Below are 18,512 nucleotides of genomic sequence, written 5' to 3'. Positions count from 1 at the left end.
GGGCGAACTCGGCCTGCCGCATGCGCACATCCCGGCCGGCGGCGATTTCGGCGGGCTGGACGACCCCGCCTTCCGCGCCCGGAACCCGCATGGACGGGTGCCGGTGATCGATGATGGCGGCATGGTGGTGTGGGAATCGCACAGCATCCTGCGCTATCTGGCTGCCCGCGACGGCCGGCTGTGGCCGCAGGATCCGGCCGAGCGGTCGCTGGCCGACCGCTGGATGGACTGGTCGCTGGCGACGCTGCAGCGCGACTTCATGGACCTGTTCTGGGGCCATTGGCGGACGCCGGAAGCCGAGCGCGACCCGGAGCTGATCGCCCGCAAGCAGGCCGCCTGCGCCGCCCATTTCCGGCTGCTGGACGCGCATCTGGCCGAGCGGCCCTATCTGGCGGGCGACGCCTTCGGCCTGGGCGACATCCCGGCCGGCACCGTGCTGTACCGCTATTTCGGCATGGGGCTGGTGGTGCCGTCGGTGCCGCATGTCCGCGCCTGGTACGCCCGGCTGATGGAGCGGCCGGCCTATCGCGAGCATGTGATGATGCCCTTCGACGACATGTATGGCCGGCTGGCCTATTGATCCCTCGGAGACGGCCATGACCAGCTTCGTCATCCTGCTGCGGGCGGTGAATGTCGGCGGCACCGGCAAGCTGCCGATGAGCGACCTGAAGGCGCTGTGCGAGAAAGCCGGCCTGACCGACATCCGCACCTATATCGCCAGCGGCAACGTCGTCTGCCGCAGCGACCGGACCGAGGCCGAGGTCAAGGCGGCGGTGGAGGCGGAACTCCAGACTTATGCCGGCAAGCTGGTCGGCGTGCTGGTGCGCAGCGCCGCGGAGATGGCGCAGGTGCTGGCGGCGAACCCGTTCCCGGACGCCGCGCCGAACCGGACCGTCGCGATCTTCCTCGATGCCCCGCCGCCGGCCGACGCGCTGGACAAGGCGACCGGCGTGCAGGCCGAGGAGATGCGGCTCGGCAAGCGCGAGATCTATGTCCATTACGGCGACGGCATGGCCCGGTCCAAGCTGGCGATCCCGGCGGCGAAGGCCGGCACGGCGCGCAACATGAACACCGTCGCCAAGCTGGCCGAAATGGCGCGGGGCTAGCGCCCGCCCAGGAAGGTCACAATCTCGGCGATCAGCGCGTCGCGCCCACGCTCCGGCCAGTCGAGATGCGTGTAGTGGGTGGCGCCGGGCAGGGTGATGCTGCGCACCCCGGCCGACCGCACCGCGTCATGGGCGAAGGCGGCCATGTCCTCCGTCCGGCTCCAGAAATCATGCTCGGACCGGATCAGCAGCACCGGGGCGGTGATCGACCCGGCGTCGAACAGCCGGCGCCCGCCCGCCTGCAGGAAGCTGTCCGCGATGGCGCCGGACGGGGCGCGGAAGGCCGGGGGATCGCGGGTCTCCGCGGCCGGGTCGCTGGCCAGCGCCGCCCGGGCATAGGCGTCGGCGACGGCCGGGTCGCGCCACAGCGTCTTGTCGTCGGCCGGGATGCTCCGGTCCCAGGATGGGAACAGCGCCGCCGCGGTGTTCAGCGTGTAGCCGCCGATCGTCGGGTTCAGCCGGTCCGGACGGGCCGGATCGGCGGCGGGCGAGCCGGGGCCGAGGGTCGGATGCCGGTCGGCGCCGCCATAGAGCGCGTTCAGTACGACCAGATGGCCGACCCGCTCCGGCCACAGCGCGGCATACCAGGCCGACCACATGCCGCCGGTGGCCCAGCCGACCAGGGCGACGGTGCCGGTGCCGGCGCGCGCCGCGGCCAGCCGAGCCACGGCGTCGATGTCGCGCACCACCTCATGGCCGCGAGCCAGCGGCAGGCTCTCGGCCGCCGGCCGGTCCATCGCCGCCGAGCGGTCGGAGCCGCCATAGCCCCTCGCATCCATGACGTAGACGGCGCGGTCCAGCCGGTCGGCCAGGTCGGCGGCCAGCGACCCGCCCGGAACCTCGAGGTCGAAGGAGGCGATCCCCGGCACCCGGGCGCCATGCACCAGGATGATCGGCTCACCGGCGCCGCCGTCGCGCGGCCGCACCTCGCGGACCCGGATGCCGATGCCGTCCGCGGTGGTGGCCCTCAGCTCCTCGCGGACAACGTCGGACGCGGCCTGGGCAGGGGTTGCGGCAAGGGCGATGGCGAGAAGGGCGGCTCGGGACGCGTGCAGGACGGACACGGCTTCCTCCGGGGCTGGTGGGCTCCGGCCCTGTTTGGCGATTCGTGTCTGATCGATCAAATATCGCGTCTACTCGCTTTGATACGTCTCCGGTATCAGCGGAGGCTCGGCTCCTCCGGCCGTGGCCGGCTGCACGGTCAGCAGGTTGGCGTCGCGGGTCAGCAGCCAGCGCCCGTCCGGCTGCTTCCTCAGGATGGTCAGGATCCAGCCCGTGCGGCGCACCTTCTGGCCCACCGGCGGGATCATGGTGATGTCGAGATGGCTGCGCAGATATGCCCAGTCGCCCAGCACCTGCAGCTCGCGGATCTCGCCGCCGCCCTCGATGCGGAACTCCGACTGGCCGGAGGCCGCGGCGAAGGCTTGCCTGCCGAAAGGCTCGTGCCGGGGGACCATGAAGACGGCGTCGTCCGCCATCAGGCCCAGGACCGTCGCCGTGTCGCCGGCCCTGCTGGCCGCCATCCAGGTCTCGACCAGATCGCGGATCGCGCGCTCGTCATCCGTCATCGCAGGCCTCCCCGGTTGCGGGACGGAGTCACTCTAGGCCGAAGCCGACAGATGGCCAGCCCTCGGTCTCAGACTCGCCGGGCGTGGAACTCGGCCAATAGGCGCCAGTCGCGCTCGCCATCGGGCGACCGCTCGGCCCGCCAGGTGAAGCTGTCCGGCATGATCTCGCGGAAGCTCCAGCGGATGGTGGCGCCGCCATCGTCCCGGCCGAGCTGGACGATGTCGCGGCCCTCGGCCCGGCCGAGCTGGCGGGTGTAGAGCTGCTTCAGCGGGTCGTGCCAGAGGATGTGCCAGGCATCGAGGCCGTGGTCGTAGATCCTGATGGTGGTGCCGAAGAAGGCGCCGGGCAGGATCCAGACATCCTGGATGGCGCGGCCGTTCAGCGCCCAGCCGAAATGAATCTCGCCATGGCCGGGCGTGGCGGTGCCGTCCTCGGCGAAGAGGCGGGTGTCCATCTCCCAGTCGCCTACCAGCCAGCCATAGAGGCCCATCTTCTCGGCGAGGTCCGGCGCCGGGCCGTCGGCGAACAGGGCGGCCTGAAGGGAGGGATAGGTGGGCATCGGGGCTCTCCGTTCGCTTCGGGGAGCCCTGGCTTAGGCTGCCACGGGTCGCCGCTGCTTGGAGAAAATTGCGCTCCTACTTCAGCCGCACCAGTCGGGGCGATTCCTGGGGCGGGGGCGGGCGGTGCAGCACGGCCGGGTCGATCCGGGCGCCGTATTCCAGCGCGGCGTCAGCCAGGGCGCCGAGGGTGAATTCGGCGTAAGAGACCGGCAGCAGCAGGTCGAAGGCGTCGGCCCCGGCGCGCTGCAGATGCACCCGCACATGCTCCAGCTTCGCGGTGGCGAAGTCGCCCTCCACCAGCATGTCCGGATGCAGGTCGATCGCCGCCAGCTTGGCCAGCAGGTCGCGCGAGCGCGGGCCATCCAGTCTGAGGCCGACATAGCCGCCGGTGCTGGGCACCGCCGCGACATCGGCCGGCAGAGCCGGCAGGGTGGTGCCGGCCTCGGCGATCAGCAGCCGGCGCCAGGGCGCGGTCGGCCACAGCCGCACCCCGTCCCGCGCCAGCGTCGCGCCGGCCCCGGCGATCGAGGCGCCGAAGGTGGCGCGCTCCCATTGCGCCAAAGCGGCGGCGGAGTCCTCGCTCCAGGCGGCCAGCTGCAGGATCGCGGCGGGGCACCACGGGCGGAAGGTCAGGCCGTCGGCGTCCAGGGTCGTCAGCGCCGCGACGGGATTCACCAGGAGCTCAGCCACGGACGCGCTCTCCCTTCGGGTCGTACATGCAGGGCTCGACCACCCGCACCTTGATGTGGCTGCCGCGCAGCGGGTCGGTGGCGAAGATAGTGCCGCCGGTCCGCTCCCGTGCGCGGGCCAGCAGGCCCAGCGCGATCGGCAGCCCCGTCACCGGGCTGGTGCCGCTGGAGGTGACATGGCCCTGGGTCGGCTCGTTCGGGCGGTACATGCCGCCCTCGACCAGATGGGCCCCGGAAACCAGCGGCGCGCCATCCTCCGACACCAGCCCGACCAGCCGCGGCCGGTCCGGGTCGGCCATGCCCTCGCGCAGCGACATCGGCTTGCCGACGTAGTTGCCCTCGCGCTTGGCGAAGCGCTCATGCGCCAGGTCGGCCAGGGTGGTCTGGCCGTTGATCTCGGCGCCGGTCAGGAAGCCCTTCTCGATCCGCAGCAGCTCCAGCGCCTCCAGCCCGAAGCGCCGCAGCCCGGCCGGCTCGCCGGCCGCGATCAGGCGCCGCCACAGCTCCGGCGCGTGCTGGGATTCGACATGCAGCTCGTAGCCCAGCTCGCCGGTGAAGCTGACGCGCAGGATGCGCAGCGGCAGGCCGCCCAGCCTCACGTCGCGGACCGCCATGAAGGGCAGGGCCTCGTTCGAGACGTCGGCGGCGTCGCCGACCAGCCGGGCCAGCACCGTGCGGGCCTCGGGGCCGGTCAGCGCCAGCGCCGCGCGGGCCTCCGTCACCTCCGTCACCGCCACCCGAAGATCGGGCCAGTCGACCTCGGTCAGCCGCTCCATCATCCGCACCACGTCATGCGCCTTGGCGCTGGTGGTGGTGACGTAGAAGCGGTCCTCGGCCAGCCGGGTCACGGTACCGTCATCCATCACGATGCCGTCGTCGCGCAGCATGATGCCGTAGCGTGAGCGGCCGACCGGCAGCGTCTCGATCCGGTTGACATAGAGCCGCTCCAGGAACGAAGCGGCGTCGGGGCCGCAGACGTCGACCTTGCCCAGGGTCGAGACGTCGAACACGCCGACCTGCGACCGGACATGCCGGGCCTCGCGCAGCGATGCCTGGCCCAGCGTCTCTCCCGGACGCGGGTAGTAGAGCGGCCGCATCCAGCCGCCGGACCGCACGAAGACGGCGCCGTCGGCCCGGTGGAACTCGTCGAACGGCGTCCGCCGGCTGGGGACGGCGTGCCAGCCGACCGACCGGCCGGCGATCGCGCCGAAGGCGACCGGGGTGTAGGGCGGACGGAAGGTCGGCGCCGCCAGGTCGCCCGGCCGCAGCCCGCGGGCATCGGTCAGCACGCCCAGGGCCGGGCCGTTCGAGGTCTTGCCCTGGTCCGTCGCCATGCCTTGGGTGGTGTAGCGCTTCATATGCTCGGGCGAGGTGTAGCCCTCGCGCGCGGCCAGACGCACATCGGCGGCGGTGACGTCGTTCTGGAAGTCGACGAAAGCCTTGCCGGCCACCTGCGGGTCGGTGACCGCGGGGGCTGTGGCAGGTATGGGAGCAGGGCGGGGCAGGTTCTCCAATGGAGTCCCCCCTCCCCCTGCGGGAGGGGGGTAGGGGGAGGGGGAGGGGGAGGGGGGTGTCGAAGCCAAGCTCAAACCCGCGGATTCTGCTCCGGCGGCACCAACCCCCTCCCCCTTGCCCCCTCCCGCGAGGGGAGGGGGGACTCTCATAATTTGCCGGAATTGGGCAGCCTGCCGTCCCACCGCCAGGCCGTCGGCGATCGCGGCCTCGGTGGTGGCGCGGCCGGCGCAGGCGCCGGCGGCCAGCAGCGGGCCGTCGAGATCCGGCAGCACATAGCCGCCGCGGGTCCAGTCCAGCTTCGGGCGGATGCCGCGCTGGCTCAAGAGATGCGTGGTCGGCATCCAGCCGCCGGACATGGCGATGGCGTCGCAATCGATCGCGATGGCTCTGCCGCTGCCGTCGGCCGCGCCGATGCGGGCGCCCTCGACGCCGAGGCGGCCCCTGGCGCCGCGAAGGGCGGAGCCGGCATGGACCGCGATGCCGGCGGCGCGCAGCGCCTCCGCCAGGGGGCCGGGCAGGGCGGCCCGGCTGTCGACCAGCCCGGCGACCTCGACCCCGTGCCGCTTCAGCGCCAGGGCGGCGCGGGCGGCGCCGTCGTCGATCCCGGCCACCAGCACCCGCTTGCCCGGGGCCACGGCATAGCGATGGGCGTAGCGATGCGCCGCGCCGGCCAGCATCACGCCGGGGCGGTCGTTGTTCGGGAACACCAGCGGCTGCTCGATCGCCCCGGCCGCGACCACGATCGCTGCGGCCCGGATGGTCCAGAAGCGCTGGCGCGGCAGGTGCGGCGGCGGCTCGGGAAGGTGGTCGGCAACGCGCTCGACCAAGCCGACCGTGCCGTGGTCGTAGACCCCGAAGGCCATGCCGCGCGGCACCAGCGTCACCCGGTCGCCGAAGCCCTGCAGTGCCGCCAGCCGGTCGGCCACCCATTCCGTCGCCGGACGGCTCTCGACCGGCTCGTCCTCGCCCAGCAGGCTGCCGCCGAAGCGGTCGCCCTCGTCGCACAGGATCACCCGTGCGCCGGCCTCGGCCGCGGCCAGCGCAGCACTCAGCCCCGCCGGGCCGCCGCCGACCACCAGAACGTCGCAGAAGGCATGGCGGCGCTCGTAGCGGTCGGGGTCGGCCTCAGTCGGCGCGGTGCCCAGGCCGGCGGCGCGGCGGATGATCCGCTCATAGACCGGCTCCCAGAACGAGGCCGGCCACATGAAGGTCTTGTAGTAGAAGCCGGCCGGGAAGACCGGGGCCAGCAGGCCGTTGACCACGCCCAGCGCGTCGAAGCTGAGCGACGGCCAGCGGTTCTGGCTGTTGGCCGCCAGCCCGTCATACAGCTCGACCATGGTGGCGCGGGTGTTCGGCTCGTGCCGGCCGCCGGTCCGCAGCTCGACCAGGGCGTTCGGCTCCTCCGACCCGGCGGACAGGATGCCGCGCGGCCGGTGGTACTTGAAGCTGCGGCCGACCAGCCGCACGCCGTTCGCCAGCAGGGCCGAGGCCAGCGTGTCGCCGGGATGGCCCTCGTAGCGCTGCCCGTCGAAGGTGAAGCCCAGCCGCGCCGACCGGTCGATCAGCCCGCCCTGGGCCAGGCGATGGGAGGTCATCGTCCACCCTCCGAAGCGGGACGCCGCATCGGCTCGGCCGCCGTGATCTCATGGGTCAGCGTGTCGCGCGTGACCAGGATCCAGGACCGGCAGCCGTAATTGTGCTGCCAGTACTCCTGGTGCGATCCGCGCGGATTGTCGTGGCGGTAGACATGGTCGAACCAGGGGCCGACTGCCGTCTCCTCATGCGCCGGGCGCGGCGTCTCGGCGTCGCCGCCATAGAAGAACTCGGACAGGTCGCGCGGGCCGCACCAGGGGCAGGGAATTCGCATGTCGTCCGCTCCTCAGTGCCGGTTCGCGATCGGCCCGACGCCGTTCTCGTCGATGATCCGGCCGCGCTCGAACCGGTCGAGCGCGAAGGGCCGGTTCAGCTCGTGCGGCGCGCCATGGGCGATGGTGTGGGCGCAGACCCAGCCGGAGCCGGGGATGGCTTTGAAGCCGCCATAGCACCAGCCCATGTTGAGGTAGAGCCCGTCGATCGGCGCCAGGCCGATGATCGGGCTGCCGTCCATCGACATGTCCATCACCCCGGCCCAGTGCCGCAGGATGCGGGTGCGCGACAGGTTGGGCATCAGGGCGATGGCGGCGGTGGCGATGTCCTCCACCACCGGCAGGTTGCCGCGCTGGGCGTAGGAGTTGTAGCCGTCCAGGTCGCCGCCGAAGACCAGCCCGCCCTTGTCGGACTGGCTGATGTAGAAATGGCCGCTGCCGCCCCAGGAGAAGACGTGATCGACCACCGGCTTCAGCCCCTCGCTGACGAAGGCCTGCAGCAGGTGGCTCTCGATCGGCAGCTTGAGGCCGAGCTTGCGGGTGAGGGTGGAGGAGGAGCCGGCGGTGGCCAGGCACACCCGGTCGGCGCTGATCGGGCCCTTGGCCGTCATCACCCCGGTCACGCGCTCGCCGTCGCGCAGGAAGTCCAGCACCTCGCAATCCTCGATGATGTCGACGCCGAGGTTGCTGGCGCCGCGGGCGAAGCCCCAGGCCACGGCGTCGTGCCGGGCGGTGCCGGCGCGGCCCTGGCGCATGCCGCCATAGATCGGGAACAGCGCGTTGTCGGAATAGTCGAGGTTCGGCGCCATCCGGCGCAGATCGTCCAGCTCCAGCCACTCGGCATCGATGCCGGCCAGGCGCATGCCGTTGCCGCGCCGGCGCAGCGCCATGGCGTTGCCCACCGACGTCGCCAGGAAGATCGAGCTGCGGGCCGAGAACATGACGTTGTAGTTCAGCTCCTCGCTGAGGCCGTGCCACAGCTTGAGCGACCATTCGTAGAAATGCTGGTTGTCCGGCAGCAGGTAGTTGGAGCGGACGATGGTGGTGTTGCGGCCGACATTGCCGCCGCCGATCCAGCCGCGCTCGATCAGCGCGACATTGGTGATGCCGTGGTTGCGGGCCAGGTAGTAGGCGGTGGACAGGCCGTGCCCGCCGCCGCCGACGATGACGACGTCGTAGCTTTTCTTCGGCGTCGCTTTGCGCCACGCCGGCTCCCAGCCGCGATGGCCGCCCAGCGCCTTCCGCGCCAGCGAGAAGAAGGAATAACGCTGCATCCTCGCGCCCGCCTCCGCCGGATTGGCCCGGCACCTCCCGATCCTGCCGGTACAGTACACCACTGTATGTTCGGGGGAAGAGGGATGTTCGGGCGGGTTGACTCTGTGTAAGCATAGGCTTACCGTAAGCCATGGCTAACGAAGAAAGAGCGCTCGCCGCGCTGGCCGATCCCACCCGCCGGATCGTGTTCGAGCGGCTGGCGCGGGGGCCGCAGGCGGTGGGCGAGCTGGCGAGCGGCCTGCCGGTTAGCCGGCCGGCGGTGTCGCAGCATCTCGCCGTCCTCAAAGCCGCCGGACTGGTGCTGGACCGGGCCGACGGCACACGACGGGTCTACCAGATCGACCCTGCCGGGCTGGGGCCGTTGCGTGCCTGGCTCGACCAGTTCTGGGACAGCGCCCTGGAGGCATTCAGGGCGGCAGCCGAACGGGAGGATCCATGACCTTGGGCATCAAGCCGGCGCCGGTTCGCAAGAGCCTGAGCATCAAGGCCGGCCAGCAGAAGGCCTTCGACGTCTTCACCGCCGGCATGGGCCGATGGTGGCCGCCCTCGCACAGCCTGCTGAAGGCGCCGCGCGCCGATGTGGTGATGGAGCCGCGGGCCGGCGGCCGCTGGTATGAGCGCGCGGTCGACGGCAGCGAATGCGACTGGGGCCGGGTGCTGTCCTGGGAGCCGCCGGGTCGCGTGCTGCTGGCCTGGCAGTTGACAGGCGAATGGCGCTTCGACCCCGGTTTCGAGACCGCGCTGGAAATCCTGTTCCTGCCCGAATCCGAGACGGTCACGCGGGTCGAGCTCGAGCACCGGGACATCGAGAAATTCGGTGAGGCCGAGGAGGCGGCGCGCCGCTCGCTCGACTCCGATGGCGGCTGGACCGGCGTCCTGCGGGCGTTTGCGGAAATGGCCGAGCAGACTGCCTGAGGCGCGCATTCCTTCCAGAGTTCCAACACCGTCATTGCGAGCGCAGCGAAGCAATCCATCGGGCCACAAGAGCGGAGGCATGGATTGCTTCGTCGGCTTCGCCTCCTCGCAATGACGGTGAGAAGCGGACGTTGCGAACAGACCTCGCAGGCAGAGAGGCAATAATTCGCTGCCCGTGCGATCAGCTTGGCGTGACCGGATCCAAAGTCATCCGCGCCGCCCCACGACCAGCGCGTCGACGGCGACGGCGCCGCGCGGCAGGGCCAGGACCGGGTTGACGTCGATCGCCTCGACCAGGTCGCCCAGCGCCGCGGCAAGGGCGGAGAAGCGGGCGGCCGCCGCGGCCAGGGCATCGATGTCGGCGGCCGGGGCGCCGCGGGCGCCGTCCAGCAGCGGGCGCAGCCGCAGCCGGTCGATCAGCCGCCGCGCCTCGGCGGCGTCGAAGGGCGGCAGGGCGAAGGCGGCGTCCCGCAGGATCTCGGCATGGATGCCGCCGAAGCCGATCACCACCACCGGCCCGAAATCCGGGTCGCGCTGCAGCCCCAGCATCATCTCCACGCCCTTGTCCCGGACCATCCGCGCCACCAGCACGCGCGGGCCCAGCCGCACCGCCAGGTCGCGATGGGCCTGGCGCAGCGCCACAGGGTCAGCCAGGTTCAGCCGCACCCCGTCGACATCGCTCTTATGCGCCGTGCCGGCGGTCTTCAGCGCCACCGGGAAGCCGATCCGCATCGCCGCCTCGACCGCTTCGGACTCGTCCTTGGCCATGGCGCAGGGCGTCACGGTCAGGCCGAAATCGGCCAGCAGGCGCAAAGCCTCGGCCTCGGTGACGGGGTGCCCGTCGGCCAGCTGCGCCCGCCAGCGCCGCACCGCCGCCTCCGGGGCCGGCGGCGGGCGCATCGGCGGCCGGGCAGCGGCGTCGCGCCGATCGAAGGCGATGCGGCAGGCCCGCAGGACCGCCGGCACCCCGTCCAGCACCGGCACGCCGGCGCGGGTCGAGGCCACGGCCGCCGGGTCGCCGCCGCTGCCCTGGTGGTTCGAGACGATGACCACCGGCTTGCCGCTGGCCGCCCGGGCCCGGCGCGCCACCTCGAGATACAGCGGTGTCACCTGGCCGCCGACCGAGCGGTCCAGCGCCAGCGCGCCCAGGGCGGTGTCCGGGTCGGCCATCAGCGCCTGGACGCAGGCCTCGAAATCGGCCGGGTGGTTGCGGCCGGTGCCCCAATGGTCCAGCGGGTTGACCGGCGGCAGGCCGGGATCCAGCGTCGCCTCCAGCCGGACCACCGTCTCCGGCGACAGGCTGGCGAAGCGCACCCCGGCCTCGGCCGCCAGGTCGACCATCAGCCCGCGCTCGCCGCCGCTGTCATGGGTGCTGGCCAGGCCGCCGGGGCCGAGATCCGCGGCCACCGGCAGCAGCATCATCGCCGCCGCCAGCTCATCCACCGACCGGACCTGGCCGACGGCAAAGCGCTCGAACAGCGCGTCATAGACGGCGTAGTCGCCGGCGATGGCGCCGGAATGGCTCAGCGCCAGCGCCGCGCTCTCCCGTGTCCGGCCGACCTTCAGCGCCACCACCGGGATGTTGCGCGCCTGCGCTTTCGCCAACGCTGCGACGAAGCGCTCCGGGTCCCGCGCCGCCTCCAGGAACAGCCCGACCACGCGGGTCTCCGGCTGGTCCAGGGCGAAGTCGAGATAATCGGCCAAAGTGGTGGTCAGCTCCTGGCCGGAGGAGACGGCGAGGGCGTAGTCGATCCGCGCCTCGGCATCGACCAGGGCGGTGAACAGCGACCCGGAATGGGTCAGCAGCACGGCGCCGCCGGGGACATGGTCCGGCCGGGTGGCGAAGCCGCACAGCCGGACCCGGCCGGTGAAGTTGTAGAAGCCCATGCCGTTGCCGCCGCACAGCACGACGCCGGCCTCCAGCGCCATCGCCCGGATGCGGTCGCGCAGGGCCGGATCGGCCAGCGGGGCGACGATGGTCGCGGCCTTCACCCCATGCCGCAGCACCGCGGCGAAGGCTTCGGCGATGGTCTCGTCGCCCAGGCAGAAGGCGGCGTGCTCCACCGGCTCGGGCAGGTCGGCAATCGCGGGCAGGCAGGGCAGGCCCTGCAGCGTCCCGCCCTTCGGATTGACCGGATGCACCGGGCCGGGGAAGCCGCCCTCGACCAGCTGCCGCAGCATCACCGCGCCGACCGAGCCGGGCCGCGCGCTGGCGCCGACCACCGCGATCGAGCGGGGGCGCAGCAGCGGGTCCAGCCGGTGGCCCATCTCAGACCTCGGCCGGCGGCGTGGCCCGGCGCCGCGGCGGGTCGTAGAAGGGCCGGTCCACCACCCGGGCCCGTACCATCAGCTTGTGGTAGACCAGCTCGCGCAGGGCGTAGATCTCGACCCAGAGATCCTCCTTCACCGTGTCGCCATAGGGCCGGCGCAGCGAGGCCAGGGCGATGTTGCGCTTGGCCGAGGGCGACCAGGCGGCGGCGGTGATCTGCCCGGCCTCAACCTTGCCCTTGTGGTAGACGATGGCATGGTCGGCCGGGACATTGCCGTCGATGTCCAGCCCGACCAGGCACCAGCGGGCCGACCGGTCGCGGCGCTGGGCCAGGATGGCGCGCTTGCCGGTCCAGTAGGCGGCCTTCTTCTCGTCCACCAGCCAGCCCAGGCCGATCTCGTCCGGCGTGCGGCGGCGGTCGACGCGGATCGCGGTCTCGGCGGTGACGAAGTCGCTGTTGGCGATGATGAAGCCGGCCTCCAGCCGCGCCAGGTCCAGCGCCGCGAAGCCGATCGCCTGCAGCCCGTGCCAGGGGCCGGCCGCCCACAGCCGGTCCCACAGCGGCAGCGCCGCCTCAGGCTCGGCGAACAGCTCGTAGCCCAGGTCGCCGGCGAAGCCGGTGCGGGACACGGTGACCCGGCCCTCATCCAGGTGAAAGTCGCGGATCTGGAAGGGCTTCAGCGTCTCGATGCCGTCGAAGCCGGCGCGGGTCAGCAGCGCCCGGCTGGTCGGGCCCTGCAGCGCCAGGGCGGCCACCTGCTCGGTCTCCTCGGCGACCTCGACTTCGAAACCGATGGCGGAGTCCAGGAGCCAGTTCAGGTGCCGCTCCTGGCAGCACAGCCGGAACTCGGCGGCGCCCAGGCGGAACAGCGTGCCGTCATCCAGCACATGGCCCTCGTCGTCGCACCAGCAGGTGTAGTGCACCCGGCCGACGGCGAGCTTCGAGACGTCGCGCACGGTCAGCCGGTCCAGGAACGCCTCGGCCTCCGGCCCGGCGATGCGGTACTTCACCATCGGCGTCAGGTCGAACAGCGACGCGGCGTTGCGGATGGCGAAGTATTCCTGCTCGGCGTCCCGGAGGGTGCGGGCGGAGACATAGCCGCCCCAATTATACCAGTCCTCGGCCTGCATCAGCGCCGCCAGGCGCGGGTGGAACGGCGTCTGCAGCAGTGGGCGGCGGAAATGGTCGCGGGGCAGGGGGCGTCGCATGGCTCAGGCCCCGTCCCTGCCCAGCGGTGAGAACCCCCTCCCCCTGGCCCCCTCCCGCGAGGGGAGGGGGGACTCTGTCTGTTCGGGTTGGGAGAGCATTCCTTCAACCTGCACCGCTCCAGTCCCCCCTCCCCTCGCGGGAGGGGGGTAGGGGGAGGGGGTTTTCGAGGCAGCAGGCCGATGGCCGATCCACGTGTTCAGTTCCTGCGGCAGAACCAGACCGAAGCCGAGCTGCTGCTGTGGCACCAGTTGCGAGACAAGCGTGTCGGCGGCCTCCGTTTCCGGCGCCAATACCGTCTCGGCCCTTACATCGTGGATTTCGTCTGCCTCTCGGAGCATTTGGTGATCGAGATCGATGGGCCGTCGCATGAGCTGACCTTTGACGCCGACGCCCGGAGAACGCGCTGGCTGGAAAACCAGGGCTTCCGCGTCGTGCGCTTCTCCAACGAGCAGGTCATGAGTGAGCTTGCCGGTGTCGTGCAGACGATCGCGGCCGTGCTGACCCGGGAAAGTGAGACCTAGTGGGGCTGGCTCGTGCGTCGAGAACCCCCTCCCCCTACCCCCCTCCCGCAGGGGGAGGGGGGACTCAAAGAGCAAGGGCGCGCGTTTGGCAAAGGCCCTCATCTCACCCATCTCACCCTCCCGCCAGGATCCGGCGCGCGGCGTTCAGGCCGGCGGCGCCCATCACCCCGCCGCCGGGATGGCTGCCGGCGCCGCAGAGATACAGGCCCGGCACCGGCGTCGCGTACTGGCCGGCGCCATGCACCGGGCGCAGCATCATCAGCTGGTCGACCGCCAACTCGCCATGGTGCCAATGGCCGCCGGGTATGCGGTAGCGGGCCTCCAGGTCGGCCGGGGTCAGCAGCTCCGCCGCCAGCACCCGCGCCGACAGGCCGGGCAGGTGCCGCTCCAGCACGGCCAGGATGCGGTCGCGGAAGGCGGGGCCGCCGGCCTCCCAGCCGCCCTGCAGCCCGGCCGGGGCGTATTGTGCGACGATCGACATGACATGCTTGCCGGCCGGGGCCAGCGCCGGGTCGGTCAGGGACGGGATCACCGCCTCCAGCACCGGCTCGGGCGAGGCCTCGCCGTATTTCGCGGGATTGAACGCGGCCTCGACCGCGTCGATGCCCGGCGCCACCACCAGCCGCCCGGCCAGCAGCGTCGGGTCCAGCCCCTCCGGCAGCCCGTCCAGCGCCAGGTGCAGCTTGGCGGCGTTGCCGCGCATGCGGACATGGCCGATGCGGCGGACGAAGCCGGCATCGAGCGCCCGCGGGCCGAGCAGGTCGAGAAACGTGGTGCGCGGATTGGCGCCGGAGACGACGACCGGGGCCCGGATCTCCGCCCCCTCCGCCGAAATGACGCCGACGGCGCGGTCCTCCTCGACCAGGATCTTCGCCACCGGCGCATCGGTGCGGATCTCGACGCCTGCGGCCCGGGCCGCGGCGGCGATGGCGGCGGCGATCGTGCCCATGCCGCCCCTGGGCAGGGCCAGCGCCGCCGGCACGCCGTCCGCCTGCCCGGCCAGCCGGTGCAGCAGCGCCAGCAGCGAGGTCGGGGAGCGGGGGCCGAGATGGGTGCCCAGCACCGCATCGAAGGCGACGGTGCCCATCAGCCGTGGATCCGACAGCTCCTCCTCCAGCACGTCGGCCACGTCCATCAGGATCATGCGCAGGAATTCGCGCATCTCCTCGCGGCCCAGCCGGCGGATCGCCCAGCCGAGCTTGCCCAGCGCCAGCGCGTCGCCGCGCCCGCCGCCGCGCAGCCGGGGCGGCACCTGGGTCAGGAACGGCTGCAGCGCGCCGGCGAAGCGCAGCAGCCGGGCGCGCAGCGCGGCCCAGGCCTCGGGCTCGCCGGCCGGCAGCCTGCCCGCGAGCCGCTCGCCGAAGGCGCCGTGCAGCGTCAGGTGCCGGCCGTCCGCCGCCAGTGCCGTGGTCGGGATGGTGCTCGCCGCCAGCGCCAGGCCGTGCCGCTTCAGGTCCAGTGCCTTGATCACCTCCGGATGCAGCTGGTTCAGCACATGCGCGACATGGGAGACGCGGAAGCCCGGTGCGAACTCCACCGTCCGGGCGGCGCCGCCGACCTCCCCGGCCGCCTCCAGCAGCACCACCTTGCGGCCCTTCCTGGCCAGCAGCGCGGCGCAGACCAGGCCGTTATGGCCGCCGCCGATGACGATGGCGTCAAAGGACGTCATAGGCGTCGCTCATCACCGCGGGCCGGCGCTTCAGGTCGCGCAGGACCTCCGCCGCCGCGTTGCGGCCCGGCGCCCCCATCACCCCGCCGCCCGGATGGGTGGAAGAGCCGCACATGTACAGCCCCGCCACCGGCGATCGGTACTGGGCGTAGCCGGGCACCGGCCGGTTGAACAGGATCTGGTCGAAGGTCAGCTCGCCCTGGAAGATGTTGCCCTCGGTCAGGCCGACCTCGGCCTCCAGTTCGCGCGGGGTGCGGATCTCGGCATGCAGGATCAGGTCGCGGAAGCCGGGCGAATAGTCGGCGATCTGGTCGATCACGGTCTGGCCGAAGGCGTCGCGGTCGGCATCGGTCCAGTCGCGGCCCTCGACCCTGGGCGGGCAGTACTGGACGAAGCAGCTCATGAAGTGCTTCCCCGGCGGCGCCATGGTCGGGTCCAGCGTGGTCGGGATCATCATGTCCAGGAACGGGTCGGCCGACCATCGCCCGGCCTTCCAGTCGTCATAGCCGCGCTCCATTCGCTCGACGCTGTCGGTGAAGTGAATGTCGCCGCGCAGGCAGGGCGACCCCTCCGGCAGGGCCGGGAAGCGGGGCAGGGCGTCCAGCGCGATGTTCACCTTGCCGGAGGAGCCGCGGATCTTGAAGGCGCGGACGCGCTTGACGAAGGGCGCCGGCAGCTCCCGCTCTTCCAGCAAGGTCAGGAAGGTGCGCTTGACGTCGAGGTTGGAGACGACCTGCCGGGCGCGGATCTCCTCGCCGCCCGCCAGCACCACCCCGGCGGCCCTGCCGTTCTCGACCAGGATGCGCTCGACCGCGGCGCCGGTGCGGATCTCGCCCTTCGCCGCCCGCAGCGACCCGGCCATGGCCTGGGTGATGGCGCCCATGCCGCCGCGGGCGAAGCCCCAGGCCCCGGTGGCGCCGTCGACATCGCCCATGTAGTGGTGCAGCAGCACATAGGCCGAGCCGGGCGAGCACGGGCCGAGCGCGGTGCCGATGATGCCGGACAGGGCGAAGCCGGCCTTCACCACCTCGCTCTCGAAATACTCGTCCAGAAACTCGGCGATGCTCATGGTCCAGAACCGGATGGTGTCGGCCATCTCGGTCTCAGTCAGGCCGTGGAACCTGCGGCCGAGATACAGCATCTCCTGCAAATCGCGCGGCCGCAGCGACGCCGGGTCCGGCGGCGTGCGCAGCAGCAGCGGCCGGATGAAGCGGCATTGCCGGGTGACGTCGGCCGAGTAGCGGTCATAGGCCTCGGCGTCGCGCAGCGAGAAGCGCTGGATCTCGCGCCGGTGGGCGTCGTGCTGGCGATAGGTCGCCAGCGCGTCGCCGTCGCGGGTGAACACGGCGCCGCCCTCATAGGGGATGACCTGCAGCCCGTGCCGCGGCAGCTCCAGGTCGCGCATGATCTCCGGCCGCAGCAGGCTGCAGACATAGGAGCAGTTGGAATAGAGGATGCCGGGATGCAGCGACCGGCTGACGGCCGCGCCGCCGACCCAGTCGTTCTTCTCCACCACCAGCACCTCAAGCCCGGCCCGGGCCAGGTAGCCCGCCGCCACCAGGCCGTTGTGCCCGGCCCCGACGACGATGACGTCCCAGGTCTTCATGGGTTGAAGCCGGAGACGGTGGAGTAGGAACGGCTTCTCTTTCTGAGTCCCCCCTCCCCTTGCGGGAGGGGGGTAGGGGGAGGGGGTTCGCGCCGCATGCGCCGGGCCAAGCTGATAGAGGCCCTGTCCCCTCCGATCGGCAACCCCCTCCCCCTAGCCCCCTCCCGCGAGGGGAGGGGGGACGAGGATGGGTTGCCTCGCTTGCTTCCCCCCATGGGCCGTGCCTCCGCCCGGTCTGCCGCTCAGTGTGCCACGGCTCGCTTGGCGGCGTCGCCGCCCTTGTCCAGGGTGCGGTCGACGGCGCGCTCGAACCCGGCCAGCGTGTCGGCGAGGCAGCTGTCGTCATGCGCCTCGCAGACGAACCAGGGCTCGCGCGAATCCGGCTCGCACAGCACGCCCTCCTCATGCAGCTCGCGCGCCAGCGCGTCGTAGAAGCTGTAGTCGGAGCGCTTCCAGTCGCGGTAGTCGCGCGGCGGCGCCGGGGCGAAGAACAGCCCGCCCATCGACGGGTGGCCGGCGAAGCAATGGACCACGCCGCGAGCATCCAGGATCCTCTTAATTCCGGCCTGCATCCGCCGGCCATAGGCGGCAATGGTCTCCAGCGCCGGGGTCTCGTCCAGGATCTGCAGCGTCTTCTCGGCCGCGGCCAGCGCCACGGAATGGGCGGTGTAGGTGCCGCCATGGGCGACGCCGCGGCCGTAGCGGCGCATGATGTCCTCGCGCCCGCCGATCGCCGCGATCGGATAGCCGTTGGCCATCGCCTTGGCCATGGTGGTGATGTCGGCCTTCACGCCGATCAGCCCCTGCGTGCCGCCGCGGGCGACGCGGAAGCCGGACTTCACCTCGTCGATGATCAGCAGCACGCCGTAGCGGTGGCACAGCTCGCGCACGGCGCGGACATAGGCGACGTCGGCGGTGATGCCGCAGCAATTGCCCATGATCGGCTCGATCAGCATCGCCGCGATCTCGTGCGAGCGGCGGCGCAGCAGGTCCTCCAGCCGGTCGGCGTCGTTCATCGGCGTCAGATGCACCAAGGGCCGCACCGCCTCCGGCACGCCCTTGGAATAGGGCACAACGGCCGGGTCCTGGTCGGTCCTCTGCGGGTCCCACTGGTCCAGCGCCACCATCCACATCGCCGCGTCGAACAGCCCGTGATAGCTGCCCTCGACCAGCACATAGGATTCCTTGCCGGTGTGGGCGCGGGCCAGGCGCAGCGCCGCCATCACCGCCTCGGTGCCGGAGTTGGAGAAGCGCACCAGCTCCGCCGCCGGCATCATCTTGGCGATGCGCTCGGCCACGGTGAATTCGCGCTCGGTCGACAGGGCGAAGACGCCGCCGACCTCCATGCCCTGCCGCGCCGCCTCGTCCACCCGCGGGTCGGCATAGCCCAGGATCGCCGGGCCGTAGCCGAGGCGATAGTCGACATAGGGGTTGTCGTCGAGGTCCCAGATCCGGCCGCCGCGGCCGCGCTTCACATAGATGGTCCGGTCGTCGCCCCAGTAGCGGAAGTTGGAGGCGACGCCGAGCGGCAGGCGGGTCGACGCCCGACGGAACTGCGCGTTGCTGCGCGCCAGGCTGCGGGTCATGGCAGCGGGTCCTTGTGTCGTTGGTCCGGCGGTTCTGATGCCGCAATTTCAGGACCCAGGATGGCATGGCAGGGCTGTTTCTGTCCATCGTGTTGAATGAACGTTCAATTAGAAGCTTGCTGGATGTTCATTCAGCATCTTTGCAGAAAACCGCGCC

At 71.7% G+C, this 18,512-nt stretch carries 17 protein-coding genes; 5 read left to right on the top strand and 12 right to left on the bottom strand.

Features of this window, described 5'->3' with window-relative positions; genetic code table 11:
• Both ABDW35_RS01465 and ABDW35_RS01460 read left to right on the top strand, forming a co-directional pair.
• Positions 1-580 (top strand): glutathione binding-like protein (locus ABDW35_RS01465; protein ID WP_343712065.1); only part of this gene is annotated, 580 nt, incomplete at its 5' end.
• Positions 581-596: 16 nt separating this feature from the next.
• On the top strand, positions 597-1,106 hold the full coding sequence (locus tag ABDW35_RS01460) for a DUF1697 domain-containing protein (RefSeq protein ID WP_343712064.1): 510 nt from the start codon (positions 597-599) through the stop codon (positions 1,104-1,106).
• On the opposite strand, the gene ABDW35_RS01455 is transcribed toward ABDW35_RS01460, so the two are convergent.
• The 7 genes from ABDW35_RS01455 to ABDW35_RS01425 all read right to left on the bottom strand — a co-directional run bounded on the left by ABDW35_RS01455 (position 1,103) and on the right by ABDW35_RS01425 (position 8,578).
• Positions 1,103-2,170, bottom strand: a complete 1,068-nt coding sequence (locus ABDW35_RS01455) for an alpha/beta hydrolase (RefSeq protein WP_343712063.1) — start codon at positions 2,168-2,170, stop codon at positions 1,103-1,105. The genes ABDW35_RS01460 and ABDW35_RS01455 overlap by 4 nt on opposite strands.
• A 69-nt stretch (positions 2,171-2,239) precedes the next feature.
• Positions 2,240-2,674 (bottom strand): SgcJ/EcaC family oxidoreductase, encoded by a 435-nt coding sequence (locus ABDW35_RS01450; protein ID WP_343712062.1) that lies wholly within the window; start codon positions 2,672-2,674, stop codon positions 2,240-2,242.
• Between the two features lie 68 nt (positions 2,675-2,742).
• The gene (locus ABDW35_RS01445; protein ID WP_343712061.1) at positions 2,743-3,234 is read right to left on the bottom strand and encodes a hypothetical protein; all 492 of its coding nucleotides are present in this window, start codon (positions 3,232-3,234) and stop codon (positions 2,743-2,745) included.
• Between the two features lie 76 nt (positions 3,235-3,310).
• A complete protein-coding gene (locus ABDW35_RS01440) occupies positions 3,311-3,925 on the bottom strand; it encodes a sarcosine oxidase subunit gamma family protein (RefSeq protein WP_343712060.1) in 615 nt (204 codons plus the stop codon).
• On the bottom strand, positions 3,918-7,034 hold the full coding sequence (locus ABDW35_RS01435; protein ID WP_343712059.1) for a 2Fe-2S iron-sulfur cluster-binding protein: 3,117 nt from the start codon (positions 7,032-7,034) through the stop codon (positions 3,918-3,920). Before ABDW35_RS01435 ends, ABDW35_RS01440 begins: the two co-directional genes overlap by 8 nt.
• Complete coding sequence (locus tag ABDW35_RS01430) at positions 7,031-7,306, bottom strand: sarcosine oxidase subunit delta (protein WP_343712058.1); 276 nt, start codon at positions 7,304-7,306, stop codon at positions 7,031-7,033. Before ABDW35_RS01430 ends, ABDW35_RS01435 begins: the two co-directional genes overlap by 4 nt.
• 12 nt (positions 7,307-7,318) lie before the next feature.
• Positions 7,319-8,578, bottom strand: a complete 1,260-nt coding sequence (locus ABDW35_RS01425) for a sarcosine oxidase subunit beta family protein (RefSeq protein WP_343712057.1) — start codon at positions 8,576-8,578, stop codon at positions 7,319-7,321.
• Between the two features lie 131 nt (positions 8,579-8,709).
• Here ABDW35_RS01425 and ABDW35_RS01420 point away from each other — a divergent pair, with 131 nt between their 5' ends.
• Positions 8,710-9,018, top strand: a complete 309-nt coding sequence (locus ABDW35_RS01420; protein WP_343712056.1) for a metalloregulator ArsR/SmtB family transcription factor — start codon at positions 8,710-8,712, stop codon at positions 9,016-9,018.
• Positions 9,015-9,494: an SRPBCC family protein gene (locus ABDW35_RS01415; protein WP_343712055.1), complete on the top strand. Its 480-nt coding sequence runs from the start codon at positions 9,015-9,017 to the stop codon at positions 9,492-9,494. Before ABDW35_RS01420 ends, ABDW35_RS01415 begins: the two co-directional genes overlap by 4 nt.
• Positions 9,495-9,701: 207 nt before the next feature.
• Here the strand turns inward: ABDW35_RS01415 and ABDW35_RS01410 are convergent, their stop codons facing one another.
• A complete protein-coding gene (locus ABDW35_RS01410) occupies positions 9,702-11,762 on the bottom strand; it encodes an acetate--CoA ligase family protein (protein ID WP_343712054.1) in 2,061 nt (686 codons plus the stop codon).
• A gap of 1 nt (position 11,763) precedes the next feature.
• Entirely contained in the window at positions 11,764-12,972 is a 1,209-nt protein-coding gene (locus ABDW35_RS01405; RefSeq protein WP_343712053.1) for an aminomethyltransferase family protein, read from the bottom strand.
• A gap of 180 nt (positions 12,973-13,152) precedes the next feature.
• On the opposite strand from ABDW35_RS01405, the gene ABDW35_RS01400 reads away from it, so the two are divergent.
• Positions 13,153-13,494, top strand: coding sequence for a DUF559 domain-containing protein (locus tag ABDW35_RS01400; RefSeq protein WP_343712052.1), 342 nt, complete (start codon positions 13,153-13,155; stop codon positions 13,492-13,494).
• Positions 13,495-13,606: 112 nt separating this feature from the next.
• On the opposite strand, the gene ABDW35_RS01395 is transcribed toward ABDW35_RS01400, so the two are convergent.
• From ABDW35_RS01395 to ABDW35_RS01385, 3 genes are all read right to left on the bottom strand, one after another.
• Complete coding sequence (locus ABDW35_RS01395; RefSeq protein ID WP_343712051.1) at positions 13,607-15,163, bottom strand: NAD(P)/FAD-dependent oxidoreductase; 1,557 nt, start codon at positions 15,161-15,163, stop codon at positions 13,607-13,609.
• Entirely contained in the window at positions 15,150-16,769 is a 1,620-nt protein-coding gene (locus ABDW35_RS01390; RefSeq protein WP_343712050.1) for an NAD(P)/FAD-dependent oxidoreductase, read from the bottom strand. The genes ABDW35_RS01395 and ABDW35_RS01390 overlap by 14 nt, the downstream gene beginning before the upstream one ends.
• Positions 16,770-17,011: 242 nt before the next feature.
• Positions 17,012-18,355, bottom strand: a complete 1,344-nt coding sequence (locus tag ABDW35_RS01385) for an aminotransferase class III-fold pyridoxal phosphate-dependent enzyme (RefSeq protein ID WP_343712049.1) — start codon at positions 18,353-18,355, stop codon at positions 17,012-17,014.
• Positions 18,356-18,512 lie beyond the last annotated feature (157 nt).

The sequence above is a fragment of the Inquilinus sp. genome (assembly GCF_039594555.1).
In the GTDB taxonomy this organism is placed as follows: domain Bacteria; phylum Pseudomonadota; class Alphaproteobacteria; order DSM-16000; family Inquilinaceae; genus Inquilinus.
The sequence above is the reverse complement of the archived record's forward strand: the minus strand, read 5'-3'. Positions and strand labels throughout refer to the sequence as shown.